Origin of the sequence: Rhodococcus pseudokoreensis (assembly GCF_017068395.1) — a bacterium.
Lineage (GTDB): Bacteria > Actinomycetota > Actinomycetes > Mycobacteriales > Mycobacteriaceae > Rhodococcus_F > Rhodococcus_F pseudokoreensis.
This window is the reverse complement of record NZ_CP070619.1, coordinates 3,441,009-3,459,115: the sequence shown is the minus strand read 5'-3', so window position 1 is coordinate 3,459,115 and position 18,107 is coordinate 3,441,009. Positions and strand designations below refer to the sequence as shown.

The 18,107-nt window shown below is 68.7% G+C and carries 19 protein-coding genes; 11 read left to right on the top strand and 8 right to left on the bottom strand.

All coding sequences use genetic code 11. The features are described from left to right. Nucleotides 1–2 precede the first annotated feature (2 nt). The gene (locus JWS13_RS20895) at nucleotides 3–998 is read left to right on the top strand and encodes a methyltransferase (RefSeq protein WP_206007318.1); all 996 of its coding nucleotides are present in this window, start codon (nucleotides 3–5) and stop codon (nucleotides 996–998) included. Here the strand turns inward: JWS13_RS20895 and JWS13_RS20890 are convergent. Continuing rightward, nucleotides 976–1,878, bottom strand: a complete 903-nt coding sequence (locus tag JWS13_RS20890) for an HhH-GPD family protein (RefSeq protein ID WP_206007317.1) — start codon at nucleotides 1,876–1,878, stop codon at nucleotides 976–978. The two genes, JWS13_RS20895 and JWS13_RS20890, sit on opposite strands and share 23 nt — an antisense overlap. A gap of 100 nt (nucleotides 1,879–1,978) precedes the next feature. Between JWS13_RS20890 and JWS13_RS20885 the strand changes: the two genes are divergently transcribed. Next, entirely contained in the window at nucleotides 1,979–2,605 is a 627-nt protein-coding gene (locus JWS13_RS20885) for a carbonic anhydrase (protein WP_087559736.1), read from the top strand. Nucleotides 2,606–2,664: 59 nt separating this feature from the next. Then, the gene (locus tag JWS13_RS20880; protein WP_206007316.1) at nucleotides 2,665–3,426 is read left to right on the top strand and encodes a hypothetical protein; all 762 of its coding nucleotides are present in this window, start codon (nucleotides 2,665–2,667) and stop codon (nucleotides 3,424–3,426) included. Here the strand turns inward: JWS13_RS20880 and JWS13_RS20875 are convergent. From JWS13_RS20875 to JWS13_RS20865, 3 genes are read right to left on the bottom strand one after another with little or no spacing between them, the layout of a single operon-like run. Next, nucleotides 3,419–4,396: an asparaginase gene (locus tag JWS13_RS20875; RefSeq protein ID WP_206007315.1), complete on the bottom strand. Its 978-nt coding sequence runs from the start codon at nucleotides 4,394–4,396 to the stop codon at nucleotides 3,419–3,421. The two genes, JWS13_RS20880 and JWS13_RS20875, sit on opposite strands and share 8 nt — an antisense overlap. A gap of 15 nt (nucleotides 4,397–4,411) precedes the next feature. Further along, nucleotides 4,412–5,854 carry an amino acid permease gene (locus JWS13_RS20870; RefSeq protein ID WP_206007314.1) on the bottom strand — a complete coding sequence of 481 codons (1,443 nt, stop codon included), beginning with the start codon at nucleotides 5,852–5,854 and terminating at the stop codon, nucleotides 4,412–4,414. Beyond that, on the bottom strand, nucleotides 5,851–7,299 hold the full coding sequence (locus JWS13_RS20865) for an aspartate ammonia-lyase (protein WP_206007313.1): 1,449 nt from the start codon (nucleotides 7,297–7,299) through the stop codon (nucleotides 5,851–5,853). The genes JWS13_RS20870 and JWS13_RS20865 overlap by 4 nt, the downstream gene beginning before the upstream one ends. Nucleotides 7,300–7,517: 218 nt before the next feature. On the opposite strand from JWS13_RS20865, the gene JWS13_RS20860 reads away from it, so the two are divergent. Together JWS13_RS20860 and JWS13_RS20855 are read left to right on the top strand one after the other, a co-directional pair. After that, nucleotides 7,518–8,237 (top strand): FadR/GntR family transcriptional regulator, encoded by a 720-nt coding sequence (locus tag JWS13_RS20860; protein WP_012691544.1) that lies wholly within the window; start codon nucleotides 7,518–7,520, stop codon nucleotides 8,235–8,237. A gap of 8 nt (nucleotides 8,238–8,245) precedes the next feature. Further along, nucleotides 8,246–9,079: an HpcH/HpaI aldolase/citrate lyase family protein gene (locus JWS13_RS20855; RefSeq protein ID WP_206011675.1), complete on the top strand. Its 834-nt coding sequence runs from the start codon at nucleotides 8,246–8,248 to the stop codon at nucleotides 9,077–9,079. Between the two features lie 9 nt (nucleotides 9,080–9,088). On the opposite strand, the gene disA is transcribed toward JWS13_RS20855, so the two are convergent. Next, the gene (disA, locus tag JWS13_RS20850) at nucleotides 9,089–10,174 is read right to left on the bottom strand and encodes a DNA integrity scanning diadenylate cyclase DisA (protein ID WP_012691546.1); all 1,086 of its coding nucleotides are present in this window, start codon (nucleotides 10,172–10,174) and stop codon (nucleotides 9,089–9,091) included. 85 nt (nucleotides 10,175–10,259) lie between these two features. Between disA and JWS13_RS20845 the strand changes: the two genes are divergently transcribed. Continuing rightward, nucleotides 10,260–10,823, top strand: a complete 564-nt coding sequence (locus JWS13_RS20845) for a PaaI family thioesterase (RefSeq protein WP_206007312.1) — start codon at nucleotides 10,260–10,262, stop codon at nucleotides 10,821–10,823. A 6-nt stretch (nucleotides 10,824–10,829) separates the two neighbouring features. Here the strand turns inward: JWS13_RS20845 and radA are convergent, their stop codons facing one another. Further along, entirely contained in the window at nucleotides 10,830–12,212 is a 1,383-nt protein-coding gene (gene radA, locus JWS13_RS20840; protein WP_087559728.1) for a DNA repair protein RadA, read from the bottom strand. A 46-nt stretch (nucleotides 12,213–12,258) separates the two neighbouring features. Continuing rightward, nucleotides 12,259–12,891 (bottom strand): copper chaperone PCu(A)C domain-containing protein, encoded by a 633-nt coding sequence (locus JWS13_RS20835; RefSeq protein WP_206007311.1) that lies wholly within the window; start codon nucleotides 12,889–12,891, stop codon nucleotides 12,259–12,261. Between the two features lie 263 nt (nucleotides 12,892–13,154). On the opposite strand from JWS13_RS20835, the gene carD reads away from it, so the two are divergent. From carD to rlmB, 5 genes are read left to right on the top strand one after another with little or no spacing between them, the layout of a single operon-like run. Then, entirely contained in the window at nucleotides 13,155–13,643 is a 489-nt protein-coding gene (gene carD, locus JWS13_RS20830) for an RNA polymerase-binding transcription factor CarD (protein ID WP_005262216.1), read from the top strand. 18 nt (nucleotides 13,644–13,661) lie between these two features. Continuing rightward, nucleotides 13,662–14,342 (top strand): 2-C-methyl-D-erythritol 4-phosphate cytidylyltransferase, encoded by a 681-nt coding sequence (ispD, locus tag JWS13_RS20825; RefSeq protein ID WP_206007310.1) that lies wholly within the window; start codon nucleotides 13,662–13,664, stop codon nucleotides 14,340–14,342. Then, the gene (gene ispF / locus JWS13_RS20820) at nucleotides 14,342–14,818 is read left to right on the top strand and encodes a 2-C-methyl-D-erythritol 2,4-cyclodiphosphate synthase (RefSeq protein ID WP_005244898.1); all 477 of its coding nucleotides are present in this window, start codon (nucleotides 14,342–14,344) and stop codon (nucleotides 14,816–14,818) included. Before ispD ends, ispF begins: the two co-directional genes overlap by 1 nt. 11 nt (nucleotides 14,819–14,829) lie before the next feature. Beyond that, complete coding sequence (cysS, locus tag JWS13_RS20815; protein ID WP_087559724.1) at nucleotides 14,830–16,224, top strand: cysteine--tRNA ligase; 1,395 nt, start codon at nucleotides 14,830–14,832, stop codon at nucleotides 16,222–16,224. A 2-nt stretch (nucleotides 16,225–16,226) separates the two neighbouring features. After that, nucleotides 16,227–17,195, top strand: coding sequence for a 23S rRNA (guanosine(2251)-2'-O)-methyltransferase RlmB (gene rlmB / locus JWS13_RS20810; protein WP_087559723.1), 969 nt, complete (start codon nucleotides 16,227–16,229; stop codon nucleotides 17,193–17,195). Nucleotides 17,196–17,225: 30 nt separating this feature from the next. Here rlmB and JWS13_RS20805 read toward each other — a convergent pair whose 3' ends face one another. After that, a complete protein-coding gene (locus JWS13_RS20805; protein ID WP_206007309.1) occupies nucleotides 17,226–18,107 on the bottom strand; it encodes a 5-oxoprolinase subunit C family protein in 882 nt (293 codons plus the stop codon).

Genomic DNA, 18,107 nt, shown 5'->3' with positions numbered 1-18,107 from the left:
ACATGAGCGACGTCAACCACCGAGTGAGAAAGCAGATCATGGGATACATCGTGTCCCAATCTATTTCAGCCGTCTGCGAACTGGGTGTGCCCGACCGGCTGGCGGACAGTGCGTGCTTGCTCGCCGATCTCGCGGCGAGCGTGGGCGCCGACGCCGACGCACTCGGTCGATTCCTGCGGGTACTCGTCGCGGAAGGCTTGATTGCGGAAGGCAGTGGAGGACGATTCGCGTTGACGGAGGCCGGTGAGCTTCTGCGGGCGGACACTCCGGGCTCGCTTCGTCACCTGGTCGGCTTGATGTCGAACGAGGCCTACCTCGTGTGGGGGCACGCAGCGCATTCGATCCGAACGGGGAAGGAATCGTTTTCTTCGGCGTTCGGCAAGCCGTACTTCGAATGGTTGTCCGAGAATCCGTCGGCAGCCGATGAGTTCGCACGGGGCCAAGCAGGGCTGGTCGAGCTGCGCTTGCTGCCTTTGCTCGAGCACGACTGGTCCGACGTGGGAACGGTCGTCGACGTCGGAGGCGGGACCGGCGCGTTGATCACCCGGTTGCTCGATCGGCACGCGCATCTACGCGGAATTCTGTTCGATCTGCCTCATGTGGTCGCGGAAGCGCCGTCGGGATTTCGTTCGGCCGGCATCGGTGAACGAACGACAGTCGTGGGCGGAAGTTTCTTCGACGACGTCCCGTGCGATGGTGACGTGTACGTGCTGTCTCAGATTCTCCACGACTGGGATGACGCGTCCGCCGGCAAGATCCTCGGCAGTTGCCGGCAAGCGATCCCGCCGAGCGGACGGTTGATGATTGTCGAGCAGGTCCTGCCGGAGGCAGCGACAACCCACCCCATGGCTCTGCTGGATCTCCACATGCTGGTTCTCCTGGGAGGTCGCGAGCGCACGATCACCGAATGGCGCCGACTGTTGGCCGACCACGGATTCACGCTGGATTCGATCACGCACGGTCCCCGGTCGTCCGTCATCGAAGCGGTTCCCGTGTGAGCTGGCTCCCCTCGCCCGCGAGGGCGAAGAGCCCGTCGTCGGTCTGCTCGACGAGTCCGTCGATCAGCAGGGAGTGGAGGGCGCGGTCGCGTTGCCCGGGGTCGTCGAGCCACACCTGGTCGAGCCGGACGCGTTCGACGGGGGCGGTGCTGTCGCGGAGCACGGCCATGAGCTTGCCGCGCACCTGACGATCGGTGCCCGCGAATTTCTGGACCTTCCGGCGCTCACCGGTGTGCGCGGGACGTCCGGCGTCGACCCAGGCGCAGTTCGGCAGCGGACACCGGGTGCAGTCGGGGGTGCGGGCGGTGCAGACGGTGGCGCCGAGTTCCATCAGGGCCGCGGAGAATGTGGCGGCGCGGGCGCGTGTCCGGGGGAGCAGCGTGGACACGTCGGCGAGGTCGCGGGTGGTCGACGGGTTGCCGGGCTCGGCGCTTCCGTGCACCGCCCTGGCGACCACCCGGCGGACGTTCGTATCGACGACGGGGACCCGCTGTCCGTAGGCGAAGCAGGCGACGGCCCGTGCGGTGTAGGCGCCGATACCGGGCAGTCCGAGGAGGGTGTCGACGTCGCTCGGCACCACATCACCGTGCTCGGCGGCGAGCACACCGGCGCATTCGTGGAGTCGCAGCGCGCGACGCGGGTAGCCGAGCTTGCCCCACGCGCGCAGGACGTCGGCCTGGCTCGACGCGGCCATGCGGGACGGGACCGGCCAGCGCTGCACCCATTCCTCCCAGATCGGGGCCACCCGGACGACGGGTGTCTGCTGCAGCATGATCTCGCTCATCAGGATGTGCCAGGCGGTGACGCCGTCGCGGCGCCACGGCAGATCCCGGGCCTGGACCTCGTACCAGTTGATCAGCGCGGAGGAGTCAACGGCCACTTCGTCCTCACAAGTCCCTTCGTTCACGGGTGAAACAGAATTTCCGGGGTCGTCATAATCCCGTCGCGACGGTGCCACACGCCCGGTGCACAATGATCCCATGCCTAATTCGAACCCGGTGTCCGCGTGGAAGGCCCTGCGTCAGGGTAACGACAGATTCGTCAGCGGCACCTCGCTCCATCCCAGCCAGGGCGTCGCCGATCGGGCGAAGCTCGTCGGCGGCCAGCACCCCACGGCCGTCCTGTTCGGTTGCGGAGACTCCCGCGTCGCCGCCGAGATCATCTTCGATCAGGGTCTGGGCGACATGTTCGTCGTCCGCACCGCAGGTCACGTGATCGACGACGCCGTGCTCGGGTCCATCGAGTACGCCGTCGGCGTGTTGAACGTGCCGCTGATCGTCGTGCTCGGTCACGACAGCTGCGGTGCCGTCAAGGCGACGCTCGACGCCCTCGACGACGGCAACGTGCCGCCCGGATTCATCCGCAGCATCGTGGAACGCGTCGCCCCGTCGATCCTCATGGGACGCCGAGAGGGCCTCACTACCGTCGACGAACTCGAAGGTCGCCACGTGGTGGAGACCGGCGCGCTGCTCATGCAGCGTTCGCGCATCATCGCGGAGAAGGTGGAGAGCGGCGCGTGCGCCATCGCAGGTGTCACGTACAAGCTGTCCGACGGCCGCACCCACCTGCAGGGCGCTGTCGGTGACATCGGTGAGCTCACGGACTGACCGCGACACGCCGCAGTCGCTGAGCCGCTGCCGCGCGACGCCGAACTACCGTTGACGTCGTGCTGGAACCGAATGGACCGTTGCCCCCCGAGATTTACTGGCGCCGCAGGGCGCTGGCGATCGGCGGCGCCGTGGTCGTGTTGCTGCTCGTGGTGTGGTTGATCAACTCGCTGCGTGGTGGCGGTGACTCCGAGACGGATCCGGCGGCAGCGAGTTCGTCGCTGACCACTCCTGTGTCGATTTCCCCGACAGCCTCGGGTTCGTCCACGTCCAGCGGTGGTTCGGGCGGGTCCGGTGGCGGCGGTGGCGCCGCTGCCGCCGGCGGCGAGGCGTCGTCGGGTACGTCCGGTTCGTCGGGGGCGTCGAGCAGCGGCGCCTCCAGCAGCGCGGCTCCCAGCGGTCAGCCGGTCGCCGCGGGTCAGTGCCCGGACCAGTCGCTGGCCATCAAGGTGGCGGCCGACAAGCCGACGTACCTGCCGGGCGAGGAGCCGAGCTTCACGACGGTCGTCACCAACATCGGCACCACGCCGTGCGAACGCGATCTGGGCAGCAGCCTGCAGCAGGTCCTCGTCTACACGATCGACGGCGCGGTGCGCCTGTGGTCGAACATCGACTGCTTCCCGCAGTCCGCGGCCGACGTGCGCACCCTCGCCGCCGGCGAGCAGGCCCAGTTCACCGTGAAGTGGTCGGCCAAGACGTCCGCTCCCGACTGCCTGACGCAGCCGGAACCCCAGCGCGATCCGGTGGGGCCCGGCGCGTACACCGTGGTCGGGCAGCTCGGCCAGCTCCGCAGCGCGCCGGAGCCGTTCAACCTCAGCTGATCCTCGGTGCAGGGTCGACGCGTGAGCGTCGATCGAATTCCTTGTCGAGGTCGGTGAGGTCGGGGTCGGCGAGCAGCGCCGCGAGCAGAATGCGGGCCTGACCTGCCCTGAGGTCGGTGGAGAACAGTGCCCCCGCCGAGACGAGGTCGTGGCCGCCGCCCCCGCCGCCGTACGTCGCGGAGGTCGGGCCGTGCGGCACCCGGGTGGTGACCACCGCCGGGATTCCGGCGGTCGTGCAGTCCCGGACCGCTTCGACGATCGCGGGGTTCGCGTTCCCGGATCCGAGCCCGTCGAGCACCAGCCCCCGGGCCCCGGCCGCGAGGCACGCGTCGATCTGGACGCGGTCCGCCCCCGGATAGACGGCCACGATGTCGACGCGGGTTCCGGAGATCGGATGCCACGACAACGGATCGAGGCGTTGCCGCCGGAGATCGCCGGTGGGTTGGACAGAGTCGGGGTGGACGGACCGGAACGCGTCGAGGGACGTCGTGTCCGCCTTACGTGTCCCCGACGCCCGGTGCACGGCGCCTCCGAACGCGATGAGGACACCCGCTCCGCGCAGGGCGGGGTCCGTTCCCGCGGCGATCGCATCGGCCAGGTTGGTCCGGGCGTCGGATTCCGGATGGTCGAAGGTGCGTTGCGCACCCGTGAAGACCACCGGCCGCGGGTCGGTGTGGTGGAGGTCGACCAGGAACGCGGTCTCCTCCATGGTGTCGGTTCCGTGCAGCACGACCACCGCGTCCAGATCGGGGTCGCGCAGTTCCGAGGTGACGGCGTCGCGGACCAGATCCATGTCGGCGAACGTCATGCTCGAACTGTCCTTCGACATCACGTCGACGACGCGGAGTTCCGTCCCGGTCCCGGAACCGGCCAGCAGGTCGGAGCCTGCGACCACCGGCCTGCTGACACCTTGCCCGTCCCGCCTGCTGGCGATGGTGCCTCCGGTGGTGACGACGGCGACTTTCGGCACTGTTGTCCTTTCTTGCTAGGCGTTGGGGCGGTCCGAGGCCAGGGTCCGGATGCGGTTCCTCGCGCCGTACCACCCGATCACCAGCAGCGGGGCGATGATCGCGATGGACCCGACGGTCCAGGTCCCGACGGGGTGATCGAATGCCATCAGTATGACGACGCATCCGAGGAAGACCAGCGTCAGGAGCCCGGTGTAGGGGGCGCCGAACATCCGGAAACCGGGCCGGGTGAGGGTGCCGTCCTTAGCGAGTTTCCACAGTTTCAGCTGGCACAGCACGATGACGGCCCAGGCGCTGATGATCCCGAGTGCGGCGAGGTTCAGGACGATCTCGAATGCCTGCGTGGGAACGACGGCGTTGAGTCCCACGCCCAGCAGGATGACGAATCCGGTGAGGGCGATGCCGCCGTACGGCACTCCGGCCTTGTTCATCCGGGCGGCGAACGACGGCGCCGACCCGGCCATGGCCATCGAATGCAGGATTCGCCCGGTGGAGTACAGGCCGGCATTGAGCGACGACAGCGCGGCTGTGAGCACCACGAGGTTCATGATCGCGTCGGCGCCCTGCACGTTGATGGAGCCGAAGAACGTGACGAACGGGCTTTCGCCGGCGTGGTACTCGGTGTACGGGAGCAGCAGCGACAGCAGCAGCACGGATCCGACGTAGAAGACGAGGATCCGGATGATGACCGTGTTGATCGCCTTGGGGATGACCTTCTGTGGGTTCTTCGTCTCGCCGGCCGTGGTGCCCACGAGTTCGATCGAGGCGTACGCGAAGACGACGCCCTGGATCACCACGACGGCGGGCAGCACGCCGTTGGGGAAGAGTCCGCCGTTGTCGGCGATCATGCTGAAGCCCGAGCTGTGGCCTTCGATCGGCGTTCCGAACAGCACGAAGTAGATTCCGAAGCCGAGGAACGCGGCCAGGGCGACGACCTTGATGAGCGCGAACCAGAATTCCAGCTCGCCGAACACCTTGACTGACACGAGGTTCAGCCCGAGGACGAGGACGACGGCGGCCAGGGCGAAGACCCATTGGTCGACGTTCCCGAGCGGTGCCCAGTACTTCTTGAAGAAATTCATGTACAGCGCGACGGCGGTGACGTCGACGACGGCCGTCATCGCCCAGTTCATCCAGTACAGCCAGCCCGCGGCGAAGGCCATCTTCTCGCCGAAGAATTCACGGGAGTACGACACGAACGACCCGGAGGTGGGCCGGTGCATGACGAGTTCGCCGAGGGCCCGCAGGATCAGGAACGCGAAGAACCCGCAGAGCGCGTAGACGAGGACGAGTGCGGGCCCGGCCTGCTGTAGGCGTCCGCCCGCGCCCATGAACAGTCCGGTGCCGATCGCTCCGCCGATCGCGATCATCTGGATTTGTCTCGGGCCGAGCGCTTTCCGGTAGCCGAGGTCTTCCTCGACGAAGATGTCTCCCGAAGTGTCGTCCTTCTCGATCGTCACGAGACCACCTCCGCGGTCGCCGCGACGGGTGTCTGCCGTGGCGAACCGGACGCTCTCAGGTTGGCGAGATGCTCGGGGCTCAGGAGCCGGTCGAGTTCGTCCCGGTCGAGCAGTCCCGCCTCGATCACGAGGTCGGCGACCCTGCGGCCGGTGATCAGCGCCTCCTGCGCGATCCGGGTCGACGCGGTGTACCCGATGTACGGGTTGAGGGCGGTGACGAGCCCGATGGAGTCCTCGACGCGGGCGCGCAGCAGATCGGTGTTGGCCGTGATGCCGAGCACGCAGCGGTCGGCGAGGATCCGGCAGGCGGCGCCGAGGTGGCGCATTCCCTCGGACAGGGAGTGCACGATGATCGGCTCGAACGCGTTGAGCTGGAGCTGGCCCGATTCGGCGGCCATCGTGATGGTGACGTCGTTGCCGATGACCTCGTAGGCCACCTGGTTGAGGACTTCCGGGATCACCGGATTGACCTTGCCGGGCATGATCGACGAACCGGCCTGTACCGGTGGGAGGTTGATCTCGTTCAGTCCCGCGCGCGGTCCCGACGACAGCAGACGGAGGTCGTTGCACACCTTGGACAGCTTGACGGCGATCCGCTTGAGCACGCCGGAGAGGTGGACGAACTGACCGACGTCCTGGGTGGCCTCGACGAGGTCCGTGGCCAGGACGAGGGGGAGTCCGGTGAGGTCCCGCAGCGTGTCGCACGCGGCCTCCGCATAGCCCGCGGGTGCGTTCAGGCCCGTACCGATCGCGGTGGCGCCGAGGTTGATCTCGTGGACGAGAAGCGCGGCCTCGCCGAGGCGGGCGCGGTCCTCGTCGATCATCACCGAGTAGGTGGCGAACTCCTGGCCGAGTGTCATCGGTACCGCGTCCTGGAGTTGGGTGCGCCCCATCTTCACGGTGTCGGCGAACTCCACGGCCTTGGTCGCGAACGCGTCCTGCAGGACCCGCAGCGCGTCGAGGAGGTCGTCGATCGCGAAGATCGTCGCGATGTTGACCGCCGTGGGATAGACGTCGTTGGTCGACTGACTGAGGTTCACGTGCTCATTGGGGTGGAGTTCCCCGTATTCACCGCGTCCGTGGCCGAGGATCTCGAGCGCCCGGTTGGCGATCACCTCGTTGGCGTTCATGTTGGTCGACGTTCCGGCGCCACCCTGGATGACGTCGACGACGAACTGCTCGTGCCAGCGGCCGTCGACGATCTCCCGGCATGCCTGCCCGATCGCGTCGGCGCGGTGGTGGTCGAGGATCCCGAGTTTCTCGTTGGCGCTCGCCGCGGCCCATTTGACGTACGCGAGTCCGCGGATCAGGTAGGGGTTCGTGGAGATCGTGCGGCCGGTGATCGGGAAGTTCTCGACGGCCCGCAGCGTGTGGATTCCCCAGTAGGAATCCGCAGGCACTTGGCGGTCGCCGAGCAGATCGTGTTCTGTTCGCGTTTCGAGCACTTGATCAATTCCTCACGGGGATTCGCGCGCTGTTGCTCTGCACGGATGCGGTGGACGGAGTCTGCTGCTCGAAGAGGGTAGATTCTCGGTCGAGCCACCCGGCTATCCACCTGCCAGGCTGTCAGACAGGTGCAATTGTTACCTCGCTCACTCGCAGTCGTCAACCCGGGACTCGCGCCGTGTTGACGTCGCCGCCGAGGCGTGAGCAGAATATCCCCATGAACCTGTCAGACAGCTGGGCAGCCAGGCGCCCTGTCACGGCGCGGGTCAGTGCCGCCGAGGCCGTCCTCGCGGATCTTCGGGACGCGATCACCTCGGGTGAGCTGTCGGTCGGTGAACGACTTCCGTCCGAAGCGTCCCTCGCGGCGCGGCACGGCGTCAGCCGGTCGGTGATCCGGGAGGCCCTGCGGTCCTGCCACGCGCTCGGACTCACGGAGACGAAGTCGGGCCTCGGGACGTTCGTCGTCAGCGATTCGATCGCCCGCGACCTCGACTTCGGGAACTACGCGGCCAACGAACTCGTCGAGGCCCGCCCGCACGTGGAGATTCCGGCCGCCGGATGGGCGGCGCAGCGGCACACCGCCGAGGACCTGGCTGCCCTGCGCGGCCTGGTGGATCAGATGCGGGACGAGGACGACCCGCTCGTGTGGGTGTCGCTGGATGCGCAGTTCCACGCGTTCATCGCCCGGACGAGCCGGAACCGCGTGTTCGAATCCGTCATCGTCGACATCCGCGAAGCCCTCACCCGGCAGTCGGAAACGCTGAATCTGGTTGCGGGCCGGCAGCAGAAGTCGAACGACGAGCACGACCGGATCGTGGACGGCATCGCATCCGGAAGCTACGACAAGGCCGCCCGCGCCATGGCCGAACACCTGGACGCGGTGCGGGTCGCACTGGAATCCGTGGTCGGAGAAGCCGGCCCGGACGATCGACAGTAAGGACCGGAATCATTCTCACAGCGAATCCCCTCGACGCTCGGCACGCACGATCGTGGCTCCTGGTATCCGCTTCGCGGACCGAGGATTTCGACCTCGCCGACCGCAGCGACGCCGACGCCGTCATCCTCGACCTCGAGGACGGTGTGGTCACTGCGGAACGATCAGGCGCCCGGCGGTCGGTCGCCGAGTGGTTGTCCGGTGACGGCGCCGCCTGGGTCCGGATCAACGCCGCGACCACCGACGACTGGTCGGCCGACGTGGACGCGCTCCGCGGACTTGCCGGACTGCAGGGCGTCATGCTGGCGAAAAGCGAATCCGGGCAACAGGTCCGGGATACGTCCGTCCGGCTCGGCGCGGCGGTTCCCGTGCTCGCCCTCGTCGAGTCGGCGCGCGGCATCGAATTCGCGTACGACATCGCGTCCGAGCCCGCCACGCTGCGATTGGCCTTCGGTAGCGGCGATTTCCGACGGGACACGGGTGCGGGCGCCGAGCCGGACGCGCTCGCCTACGCCCGCGGACGTCTCGTCGTCGCGAGCGCCGCCGCCGGGATCGCGGCGCCGATCGACGGACCCACGCTCGCCGACGATCGCGACACCCGGGTCGAGGCCCTGGCCGTCACGCGGTCGATGGGGATGTCCGGAAAGCTCTGCATGCACGCCGCGCACACCGGCGACGTCAATCGCGAGCTGAGCCCGTCCGCCGAAGACGCGGCATGGGCCGACGAGGTGATCGACCGTCTCGGCGCCGACGGCTCGGGTGTCCGGAGCGGCAGCGACCGACCGCAACTCGCGCGCGCACTGACCATCCGCACCCGACTGGACGCGCTGCGGTTGTCCTACTAGTCGTACGGGCTAGTCGTACGGGCCGGAGATCGACGTCTCGGCGAGCCGGGACAGGCCCTCGCGGATGTGGCGCGCCCACAGCCCGCCGATCCCCTCCACCGACTGCAGGTCGGCCGCCGTCGCGGCCAGCAGCGACTGCAGAGTTCCGAACGAGCCGACGAGCCGGTGAATCTGGTTGAACTGCAACCGGGGAACGCGGGTGAGGACGCGGTAGCCGCGGGGGCTCATCGGGGCCTCGAGCGCCTCGATGGTGCCCGGGTAGCCGAATGCCCGCGCCAGCGTCGTGAGGTCGAGAAGGTCTGCGTCCGTGATCCTGTCGAGCGCGGTGAGCGACTTTTCGACGTCCTCGGCGGGCGCCGGGCCGGAACCGGCCAGATAGTCGCGCACGATGAGTTCCCTCGCCACGTCGTTGTCGCCGACGAGTTCCTCGAGTTGCAGTGCGAGCTGCCGCCCGTCCGTCCCGAGTTCGAGCACGTCCTGCTCGATCTCGACGGACACGCGCCGCACCATCTCCAGGCGCTGCACCACGGTCAGGGCGTCGCGGAGCGTGACGAAATCCTCGATCTCCACCACCGACAGCTGGCGGGTCACCTCGTCGAGCCGCGCCTTGTACCGCTCGAGCGTGGCCACCGCCTGATTGGCGCGCGACAGGATCGTCGCGGACCCGTCGATGACGTGCCGGATGCCGCCGACGTACACGCTGACGATGCTCATCGACTGGCTGACCGACACCACCGGGTACCCGGTCTGCATGGCCGTCCGCTCGGCGGCGCGGTGACGGGTGCCGGACTCGACGGTCGGAATCTTGTGGTCGGGCACCAGCTGGACGTTGGCGCGCACGATGCGGGACCCGTCGGTGGACAGGACCACGGCGCCGTCCATCTTCGACAGCTCACGCAGGCGGGTCGGGGCGAACTCCACGTCGAGCTCGAAGCCGCCGTCGCAGATCTCTTCCATCTGCTCGTCGTAACCGAGGACGATCAATGCGCCCGTGCGGCCGCGCAGAATGCGTTCCAGACCGTCGCGAAGTGCAGTTCCGGGAGCCAGCCGGGCAATCGTTTCGCGCAGTGCAGACGACGACTCGGCATCGTTCATCGCGCAATACTCCCGCTGAGGTAGACGTCACTTGTCGGGGACCGCCGCGAAAACACGTCCGGACCCGCGTTTAGATTACCTATCCATGAGTGGTACCTGGACTTTGCCCGACGACCTGACCCTGCCCGGACTGGTCGACAGCTTTCCCGCCGCAGGTCAGCCGGTGCCGCACCACTGGTCGAGGTGCTTCGGGTGCGGAGACCAGTCGCCCGCCGGGATGTCGATGAGCTTCACCGCCGGGGACGGTCTCGATGTGTGGGGGCGCCTCGAGGTGGCACCCCGCTACCAGGGCGGTCCGGGGGTGATCCACGGCGGCATCCTCTCGACGGCGTTCGACGAGGCGCAGGGCATGGTGTGCCGGTCGATCGTCGACGGACCGGTGGTCACCGGGCATCTCGAGATCGACTTCGCCAGGCCCATCCCGCTGGGTTCCGTCCTCGAATTCCACGCGCGGGTCGACGGGTCGATCCGCCGCAAGGTGTACACGAGCGCCGAGGCGCGCATCGTCGAGGGGCCCACGGCGGACCCGGACGTGGTGGTGGCGACGTCGCGGGGTCTGTTCCTCACCGTCACGGCCGAACACTTCGAGAAGACGAAGGACTTCGTGGACGGTGTGCCGGAACGCCCGTTCGGAACGTCGTCGATCTGAGCAGTACTACCGCAGCGACGCGATCGCCGCTGCCAGGTTCCCGACCTCGGTGATCTTCATGCCCTTCGGCGCCGCCCCGGAGTCGAGGGGAACGATGGCGCGGGTGAATCCGAGGCGGTGCGCCTCGGCGAGCCTGCGCCCGACGCCGGGCACCCGGCGCACCTCGCCGGCCAGTCCCACTTCGCCGAGGATCACGAGCCCGTCGGGAACGGGACGGTCCCTCACCGCGGACGCGACGGCGAGCGCCAGTGCCAGGTCGGCGGACGGCTCGGTCATCCGCATCCCGCCGACGGTGGCCGCGTAGACGTCGTTCTTCGCGATCGGCACCCCGCACCGGCGGTCGAGCACGGCCAGGACCATGGCCACCCGGGCGCTGTCGAGTCCGCTCACGGCGCGGCGGGGTGCGGGCATGGACGTCGCGGCGACGAGGGCCTGCACCTCACCGAGGAGGGGCCGTTTGCCGTCCATCATGACGGTGACGGCGGTTCCGGGAACGGCCTCGGCGCGGTGGTGGAGGAACAGTCCGGACGGGTCGCTGATGCCGGCGATGCCGTCTTCGCGCAGTTCGAAGCAACCGACCTCGTCGGCGGCACCGAACCGGTTCTTGACGCCGCGCACCATCCGCAGCGTCGAATGCTTGTCGCCCTCGAAGTGCAGCACCACGTCGACGAGATGCTCGAGTGATCGCGGGCCGGCGACCGCACCGTCCTTGGTGACGTGGCCGATGAGGAGCACCGGCACCCCGCTGGCCTTCGCGAGGGAAGTGAGGGCGCTGGTGACGGCCTTCACCTGGGTGACGCCGCCGACCACGCCGTCGACGTCCGCGGCCAGCATGGTCTGCACGGAGTCGACGATCAGCAGGGTGGGACGCACCTGCTCGACGTGGCCGAGGATGGTCGCGAGGTCGGATTCGGCGGCGAGGTACACCCGCTCGTGGACGGCGCCGGTGCGGTCGGCCCGCAGTCGCACCTGCCCGGCGGATTCCTCACCGGTGACGTAGAGGGACCGGTCGTCCGGGCCGCGGCGGGCCCACTGGTGGACCACTTCGAGGAGCAGGGTCGACTTGCCGACGCCGGGTTCGCCGGCGAGGAGGACGACGGATCCGGGCACCACGCCGCCGCCGAGAACACGGTCGAGTTCGTCGATGCCGGTGGGCTTGGCGCGGGTGGACGTGCTGTCGATCTTCGTGATCGGAGTGGCCGGGGTGGACGGAAGGACGGCTCCGGCCCCCGCTTTCGCGAGCGAGGCGCCCGGCCTGCTCGCGACGGACGCGACGATCGGGGCCTCGTCCATCGAGCCCCAGCTACCGCACTCGGGGCACCGCCCGACCCATTTGGGAACCGTGCACTGGCACGACGAGCAGCGGAAGCTGGATTTGAGTTTGGCCACCGGGCCAGCCTAGGTATCGGGTCCGACAGCGGACCCGGGCCGGCTGTTAGTGTCCGCCGCCCTCGGCCTCGGTGCCTGCCGACTTGTCGGAGACGTGCCGCTCGGTCTCGTGGCCCGCGTCGACGGGCACGGACACGGTGATGTCTCCGGCCTTCTCGAACGCGAACGTGACGGGGAAGGTGAGGCCCGGGCGGACGCCCTCCTTCAGGCTGTTCAGCGTCACCAGGACGACGTCGGTCGGCGCGTCGGCGATCTCGTCCGTCTCGGCTGCGGCGTCCGCGCTTGCTTCGGCGTCCCCGACCGGCAGACCGGCGACGAGCGCGCTCTGCGGCGGGATCTCGAGTCCGCCGGACTTCTCGCCGAGCGTGACGGACCCCGCGAAGTCGGTGCTGATGCGGGTCAGCTTGTCCGGGGTGTCCTCGTTGTTGTTGATCGCGGTGAACGCCAGGACGGCGTTGCTCCCCGGCTCGAGGCTGTACTCGGCGGAGTTGGGGTAGACGACGTGCACGTTGCGCAGGGCGATCGACCCGGACTCCGCGCTGTTGCCGTTGACCGCGGCGACCTGACTCGACGTCTGGGTGATCTGGCCCGCACTGCACGCGGACAGCGCGAGGGCTGCGCCGGCAGCGAGAGCGACGGCGGTAGCGACTCGGCGAGTCGACTTGTCGAGAGCAGTCACGAGTTGTCCTCCGGTGTCAGGTTCGCACTTCAACTAGGCAGAGTAGTAGTTCCTCCGCGTGGCCTGCTCGCTGGGTACTCACAATGGTTGTCTGCGTGCGGTTTCGGCGCCGGAGAACGGCCTCATCGGGGTGTCCGGAATGCACGTATCGGGACACCTGTCAACCCCTAGGGTCAGGCCATGATGCCCCTGACCTGCACCGTTGATGCGACCAGGATCCGGACACGTGTTAAACTCGAATGATCGAAAGGGGCACGGGACAGATGATTTTTAAGGTCGGAGACACCGTCGTATACCCCCATCACGGTGCGGCGCTGATCGAAGCTATTGAAACCCGCACCATCAAGGGTGAGCAGAAGGAATATCTCGTTCTCAAGGTTGCTCAGGGCGATCTCACCGTACGGGTTCCCGCAGACAACGCAGAGTACGTGGGCGTACGCGACGTCGTCGGCCAGGAAGGTCTCGACAAGGTCTTCCAGGTACTGCGGGCTCCGCACACCGAAGAACCCACCAACTGGTCACGCCGCTACAAGGCGAATCTCGAAAAGCTCGCGTCCGGTGACGTCAACAAGGTCGCCGAGGTCGTTCGTGACCTGTGGCGTCGTGAGCAGGACCGCGGCCTGTCCGCGGGAGAGAAGCGCATGCTCGCGAAGGCGCGGCAGATTCTCGTCGGCGAACTCGCGCTGGCCGAAGGCACCGACAGCGACAAGGCCGAGACCATCCTCGACGAGGTCCTCGCGGCCGCGTCCTAGACAGTCGCGATTCACGCAGTGGCCGAGGCAACAGGTCCTGTAGTCGCGCTGGTTCCCGCCGCAGGTCAGGGAGTGCGTTTGGGCGAGAACACGCCCAAGGCATTCGTTGATCTCGGTGGGACGACCATGCTGACACGCGCGGTCGACGGGCTCCTGCAGTCGGGGGCTGTCGACCGCGTCGTCGTGATCGTGCCGGAGGAACTCGTCGAGTCGACGCGCAGCCTCCTCCCCGGTGGCGTCACCGTCGTGGCGGGTGGAAGCGAGCGGACCGATTCGGTTCGCGCCGGACTCGCCGTCGCGGACGACGCCGAATACGTCCTCGTGCACGACGCCGCTCGCGCTCTGACGCCGCCGTCGCTCATCGCGCGAGTGGTCGCGGAACTGCGGTGCGGCCGCAGCGCCGTCATCCCCGTCCTCCCGGTCGCGGACACCATCAAGACCGTCGACGTTCTCGGCGCGGTCACCGGCACCCCCGAGCGGTCCGAACTGCGGGCCGTGCAGACGCCGCAGGGTTTCACCGCGGAACTGCTCCGCCGCGCGTACGCCGCCGCCGACGGCATTGCCACCGACGACGCCGGCCTGGTGGAACGGCTCGGCGAACGCGTCCGCAGCATCGTCGGAGAACCCACAGCATTCAAGATCACCACGCCGCTGGACCTCGTGCTGGCCCGCGCGCTGGTGGAAGAGGGAGCGCACTAGTGCGAGTCGGAATCGGGACGGACGTCCACCCGATCGAGCAGGGACGGCCGTGCTGGATGGCGGGCCTGCTGTTCGAGGACGAGAACGGCTGCGCGGGTCACTCCGACGGCGACGTCGCCGTCCACGCACTCTGCGACGCCCTGCTCTCCGCCGCCGGCCTCGGCGATCTCGGCTCCGTCTTCGGAACCGGCAGGCCCGAATGGTCCGGGGTGAGCGGCGCCGCGATGCTCGCGGAGGTCCGCCGGCTTCTGGAAGAGGACGACTTCGGTGTCGCCAACGCAGCGGTCCAGGTGATCGGGAACCGGCCGAAGATCGGACCGCGCCGGAACGAGGCCCAGAAGGTGCTGAGCGACATTCTCGGAGCCCCGGTTTCGGTGTCCGCGACCACCACGGACGGGCTCGGTCTCACCGGCCGCGGCGAGGGGATCGCCGCGATGGCCACCGCATTGGTCATTCCCGATCGAAGCGCCAGGTAGGATCGCTGGTCGTGACCCTGCGCCTATTCGACACCGAGACGCGGGCCTTGCGTGACTTCGCTCCGCTGGCCCCTGGACACGCATCGGTGTACCTGTGTGGCGCCACGGTGCAGGGCGACCCCCATATCGGCCACGTACGCAGCGGCGTCGCCTTCGACGTGCTGCGACGCTGGCTGCTCGCCCACGACTACGACGTGGCGTTCGTCCGCAACGTCACGGACATCGAAGACAAGATCCTGAACAAGGCCGCCGAGGCGGGCAGGCCGTGGTGGGAGTGGGCCGCCACGTTCGAGCGGTCCTTCACGTGGGCCTACCAGCAACTGGGTGTGCTGCCGCCGTCCGTCGAGCCGCGCGCCACCGGGCACATCACGCAGATGGTCGAGATGATGCAGCGCCTCATCGACAACGGCCACGCGTACGCGGCGGGCGGCGACGTCTACTTCGACGTCCGCAGCTACCCGCAGTACGGCAGCCTGTCCGGGCACAAACTCGACGACGTGCACCAGGGCGAGAGCGCCGGCGAATGCAAGCGCGACCCCCGCGACTTCACGCTGTGGAAGGCGGAGAAGCCGGGCGAGCCGTCGTGGCCGACGCCGTGGGGCCGCGGCAGGCCGGGCTGGCACCTCGAGTGCTCCGCGATGGCCGAGTTCTATCTCGGGGGTGCGTTCGACATCCACTGCGGTGGCCTGGACCTGGTGTTCCCGCACCACGAGAACGAGATCGCGCAGGCCAAGTGCGCCGGCGACGACTTCGCGCAGTACTGGCTGCACAACGGCTGGGTCACCATGGGTGGCGAGAAGATGTCGAAGTCGCTCGGTAACGTTCTCTCGGTGCCGAACGTGCTGAAAAAGGTTCGGCCGCAAGAGCTTCGGTACTACCTGGGCAGCGCCCACTACCGGTCGATGCTCGAGTACTCCGACACCGCGCTCGACGAGGGCGCGGCCGCGTACCGCCGCATCGAATCGTTCGTCACGCGCACGCAGGAGCGCGCCGGTGAGGTCGAGGTCGGCCGGTGGACGGACGCATTCGCCCGCGCGCTCGACGACGACCTCGCCGTCCCCGCCGCACTCGCCGAGGTGCACGGCAAGGTCCGCGAGGGCAACATCGCGCTCGACGGGGGAGACCTCGAGGGGGCGCGGGCGATCGCGTCGCAGGTCCGGGCCATGCTCGGAATCCTCGGCGTCGACCCGCTCGACGAACACTGGACTCAGGAGACCGCGGACGCGTCCGCGGCAACCGATGCCCTGGACGTTCTGGTCCGGGCCGAACTCGAGCGCAGGCAGACTGCCCGCGCCGAGAAGAACTGGGCTGTGGCCGACGAGGTGCGTGACCGTCTCATCCGGGCGGGCATCGAGGTCACCGATACCCCCAACGGGCCCGAGTGGTCTCTCAAGGCAGGACAGTAGTAATGGCTGGAAATTCGAGTAGGCGCGGAGCCATCCGCAAAGCCGGCACCAAGAAGGGACAGGTCGCCGGTTCCGGTGGCCAGCGGCGCAAGGGGCTGGAAGGCCGCGGCGCCACGCCGCCCGCGGAGGCCCGCACCAAGCACCCCGCCGCCAAGCGTGCCGCCCGCGCCGCCCGGGACGCCGAGAAGCAGCCGGGCCGCGGACGTCAGACCGCAGGCCGCAAGGCGGTCGACGGTCCCGAGAACGTGCTGGGCCGCAACCCCGTCGTCGAGTGCCTGCGCGCCGGTGTCCCCGCGACCGCGCTGTACGTCGCGGTCGGGACCGAGAGCGACGACCGTCTGAAGGAATCCGTCCAGCGGGCGGCCGACGCGGGCATCTCCATCCTCGAGGTTCCCCGCACCGATCTCGACCGGCTCAGTGCCAACGGCATGCACCAGGGCATCGCGTTGCAGGTGCCGCCGTACCGCTACGCGCACCCCGACGACCTGATCGCGGAAGCCCGCAAGCACCAGGAGGCGCCGCTGCTCGTGGCCCTCGACAACATCACCGACCCCCGCAACCTCGGTGCCGTCGTCCGGTCGGTGGCCGCGTTCGGTGGTCACGGTGTGGTCATCCCCGAGCGCCGCAGTGCCTCGGTCACCGCGGTGGCGTGGCGCACCAGCGCCGGTGCCGCAGCGCGTCTGCCGATCGCCCGCGCCACCAACCTCACTCGCACGCTGAAGGATTGGGCGTCCAAGGGCGTCCAGGTGGTCGGGCTCGACGCGGGTGGCGACACCACGCTCGACGAGTTCGACGGCAGCGGCCCCGTGGTCGTCGTGGTCGGCTCCGAGGGCAAGGGACTGTCGCGTCTGGTGCGCGAGAACTGCGACGCCATCCTCAGCATCCCGATGGCAGGCCCCGTCGAATCGCTCAACGCGTCCGTCGCCGCGGGTGTCGTGCTCGCCGACATCGCCCGGCGCCGCCGGAGCTAGGTTCCCGCCCGCCGCCGGAGCTGAATCCAGTCACCTCGGGAGCGGCGACGCCACTGCGCGGTGGAACCGCACCCGGTGCCCGGGCCGCAACTGCGCGGCCCGCGGCAGGTCGGCCTCGGCGACCACGGCGATCACCGGGTAGCCGCCCGTCACCGGATGGTCGGCGAGGAACAGGATCGGCTGACCGTTCGGCGGCACCTGCAGGGCGCCCGCCACCATGGCCTCGCTCGGCATCTCGTCCCGCACGGACCGGTGCAGCGCGCCCGGGCCCTCGAGTCGCGCCCCCACCCGGTTGGTATCGGAACTGACCGTCCACGTCTCGCGGAGAAGGGCGTCGACGGATGCCGGTGTGAACCAGTCGTCCCGCGGTCCGAGCCGGACACGCATCGTCATCGGATCCTCGGATGCGACGGGTGGCGGGATGATCTCGTCGGCGGGCCAGTCGCCGGCATCCGCGCCGACGAGCAACCGGTCACCCTCGGCGACGGGATCGGGGCCGAGGCCCGACAGCGTGTCGGTGGACCGGCTGCCCATCACCGCGGGCACGTCGAAACCTCCGCGCACCGCGACGTAACTGCGCAGCCCCTCCGGCGCGAATGCGATCTCCAGCAGGTCGCCGGTGTTCAGGTGCAGCATCGTGTAGTCGGGTCGGGGTTTGGCATTGACGGTGACGGGGTTGCGGGCGCCCGTGACGGCGACGGAGACGGTCCCGGCCGCCCGCACCGCGAGCCCACCGAGTGTGACCTCCAGGGTGGCTGCGTCGGAGTGGTTGCCCACCAACCTGTTTGCGCTGTCGTGCGCCTCGCGGTCGGCGGCACCCGACTCGCCGACGCCGATGGACGCGTACCCGGGGCGGCCGCGATCCTGCACGGTGGTGAACGGTCCGGTGCGCACGACCTCGAGCCAAGCCAT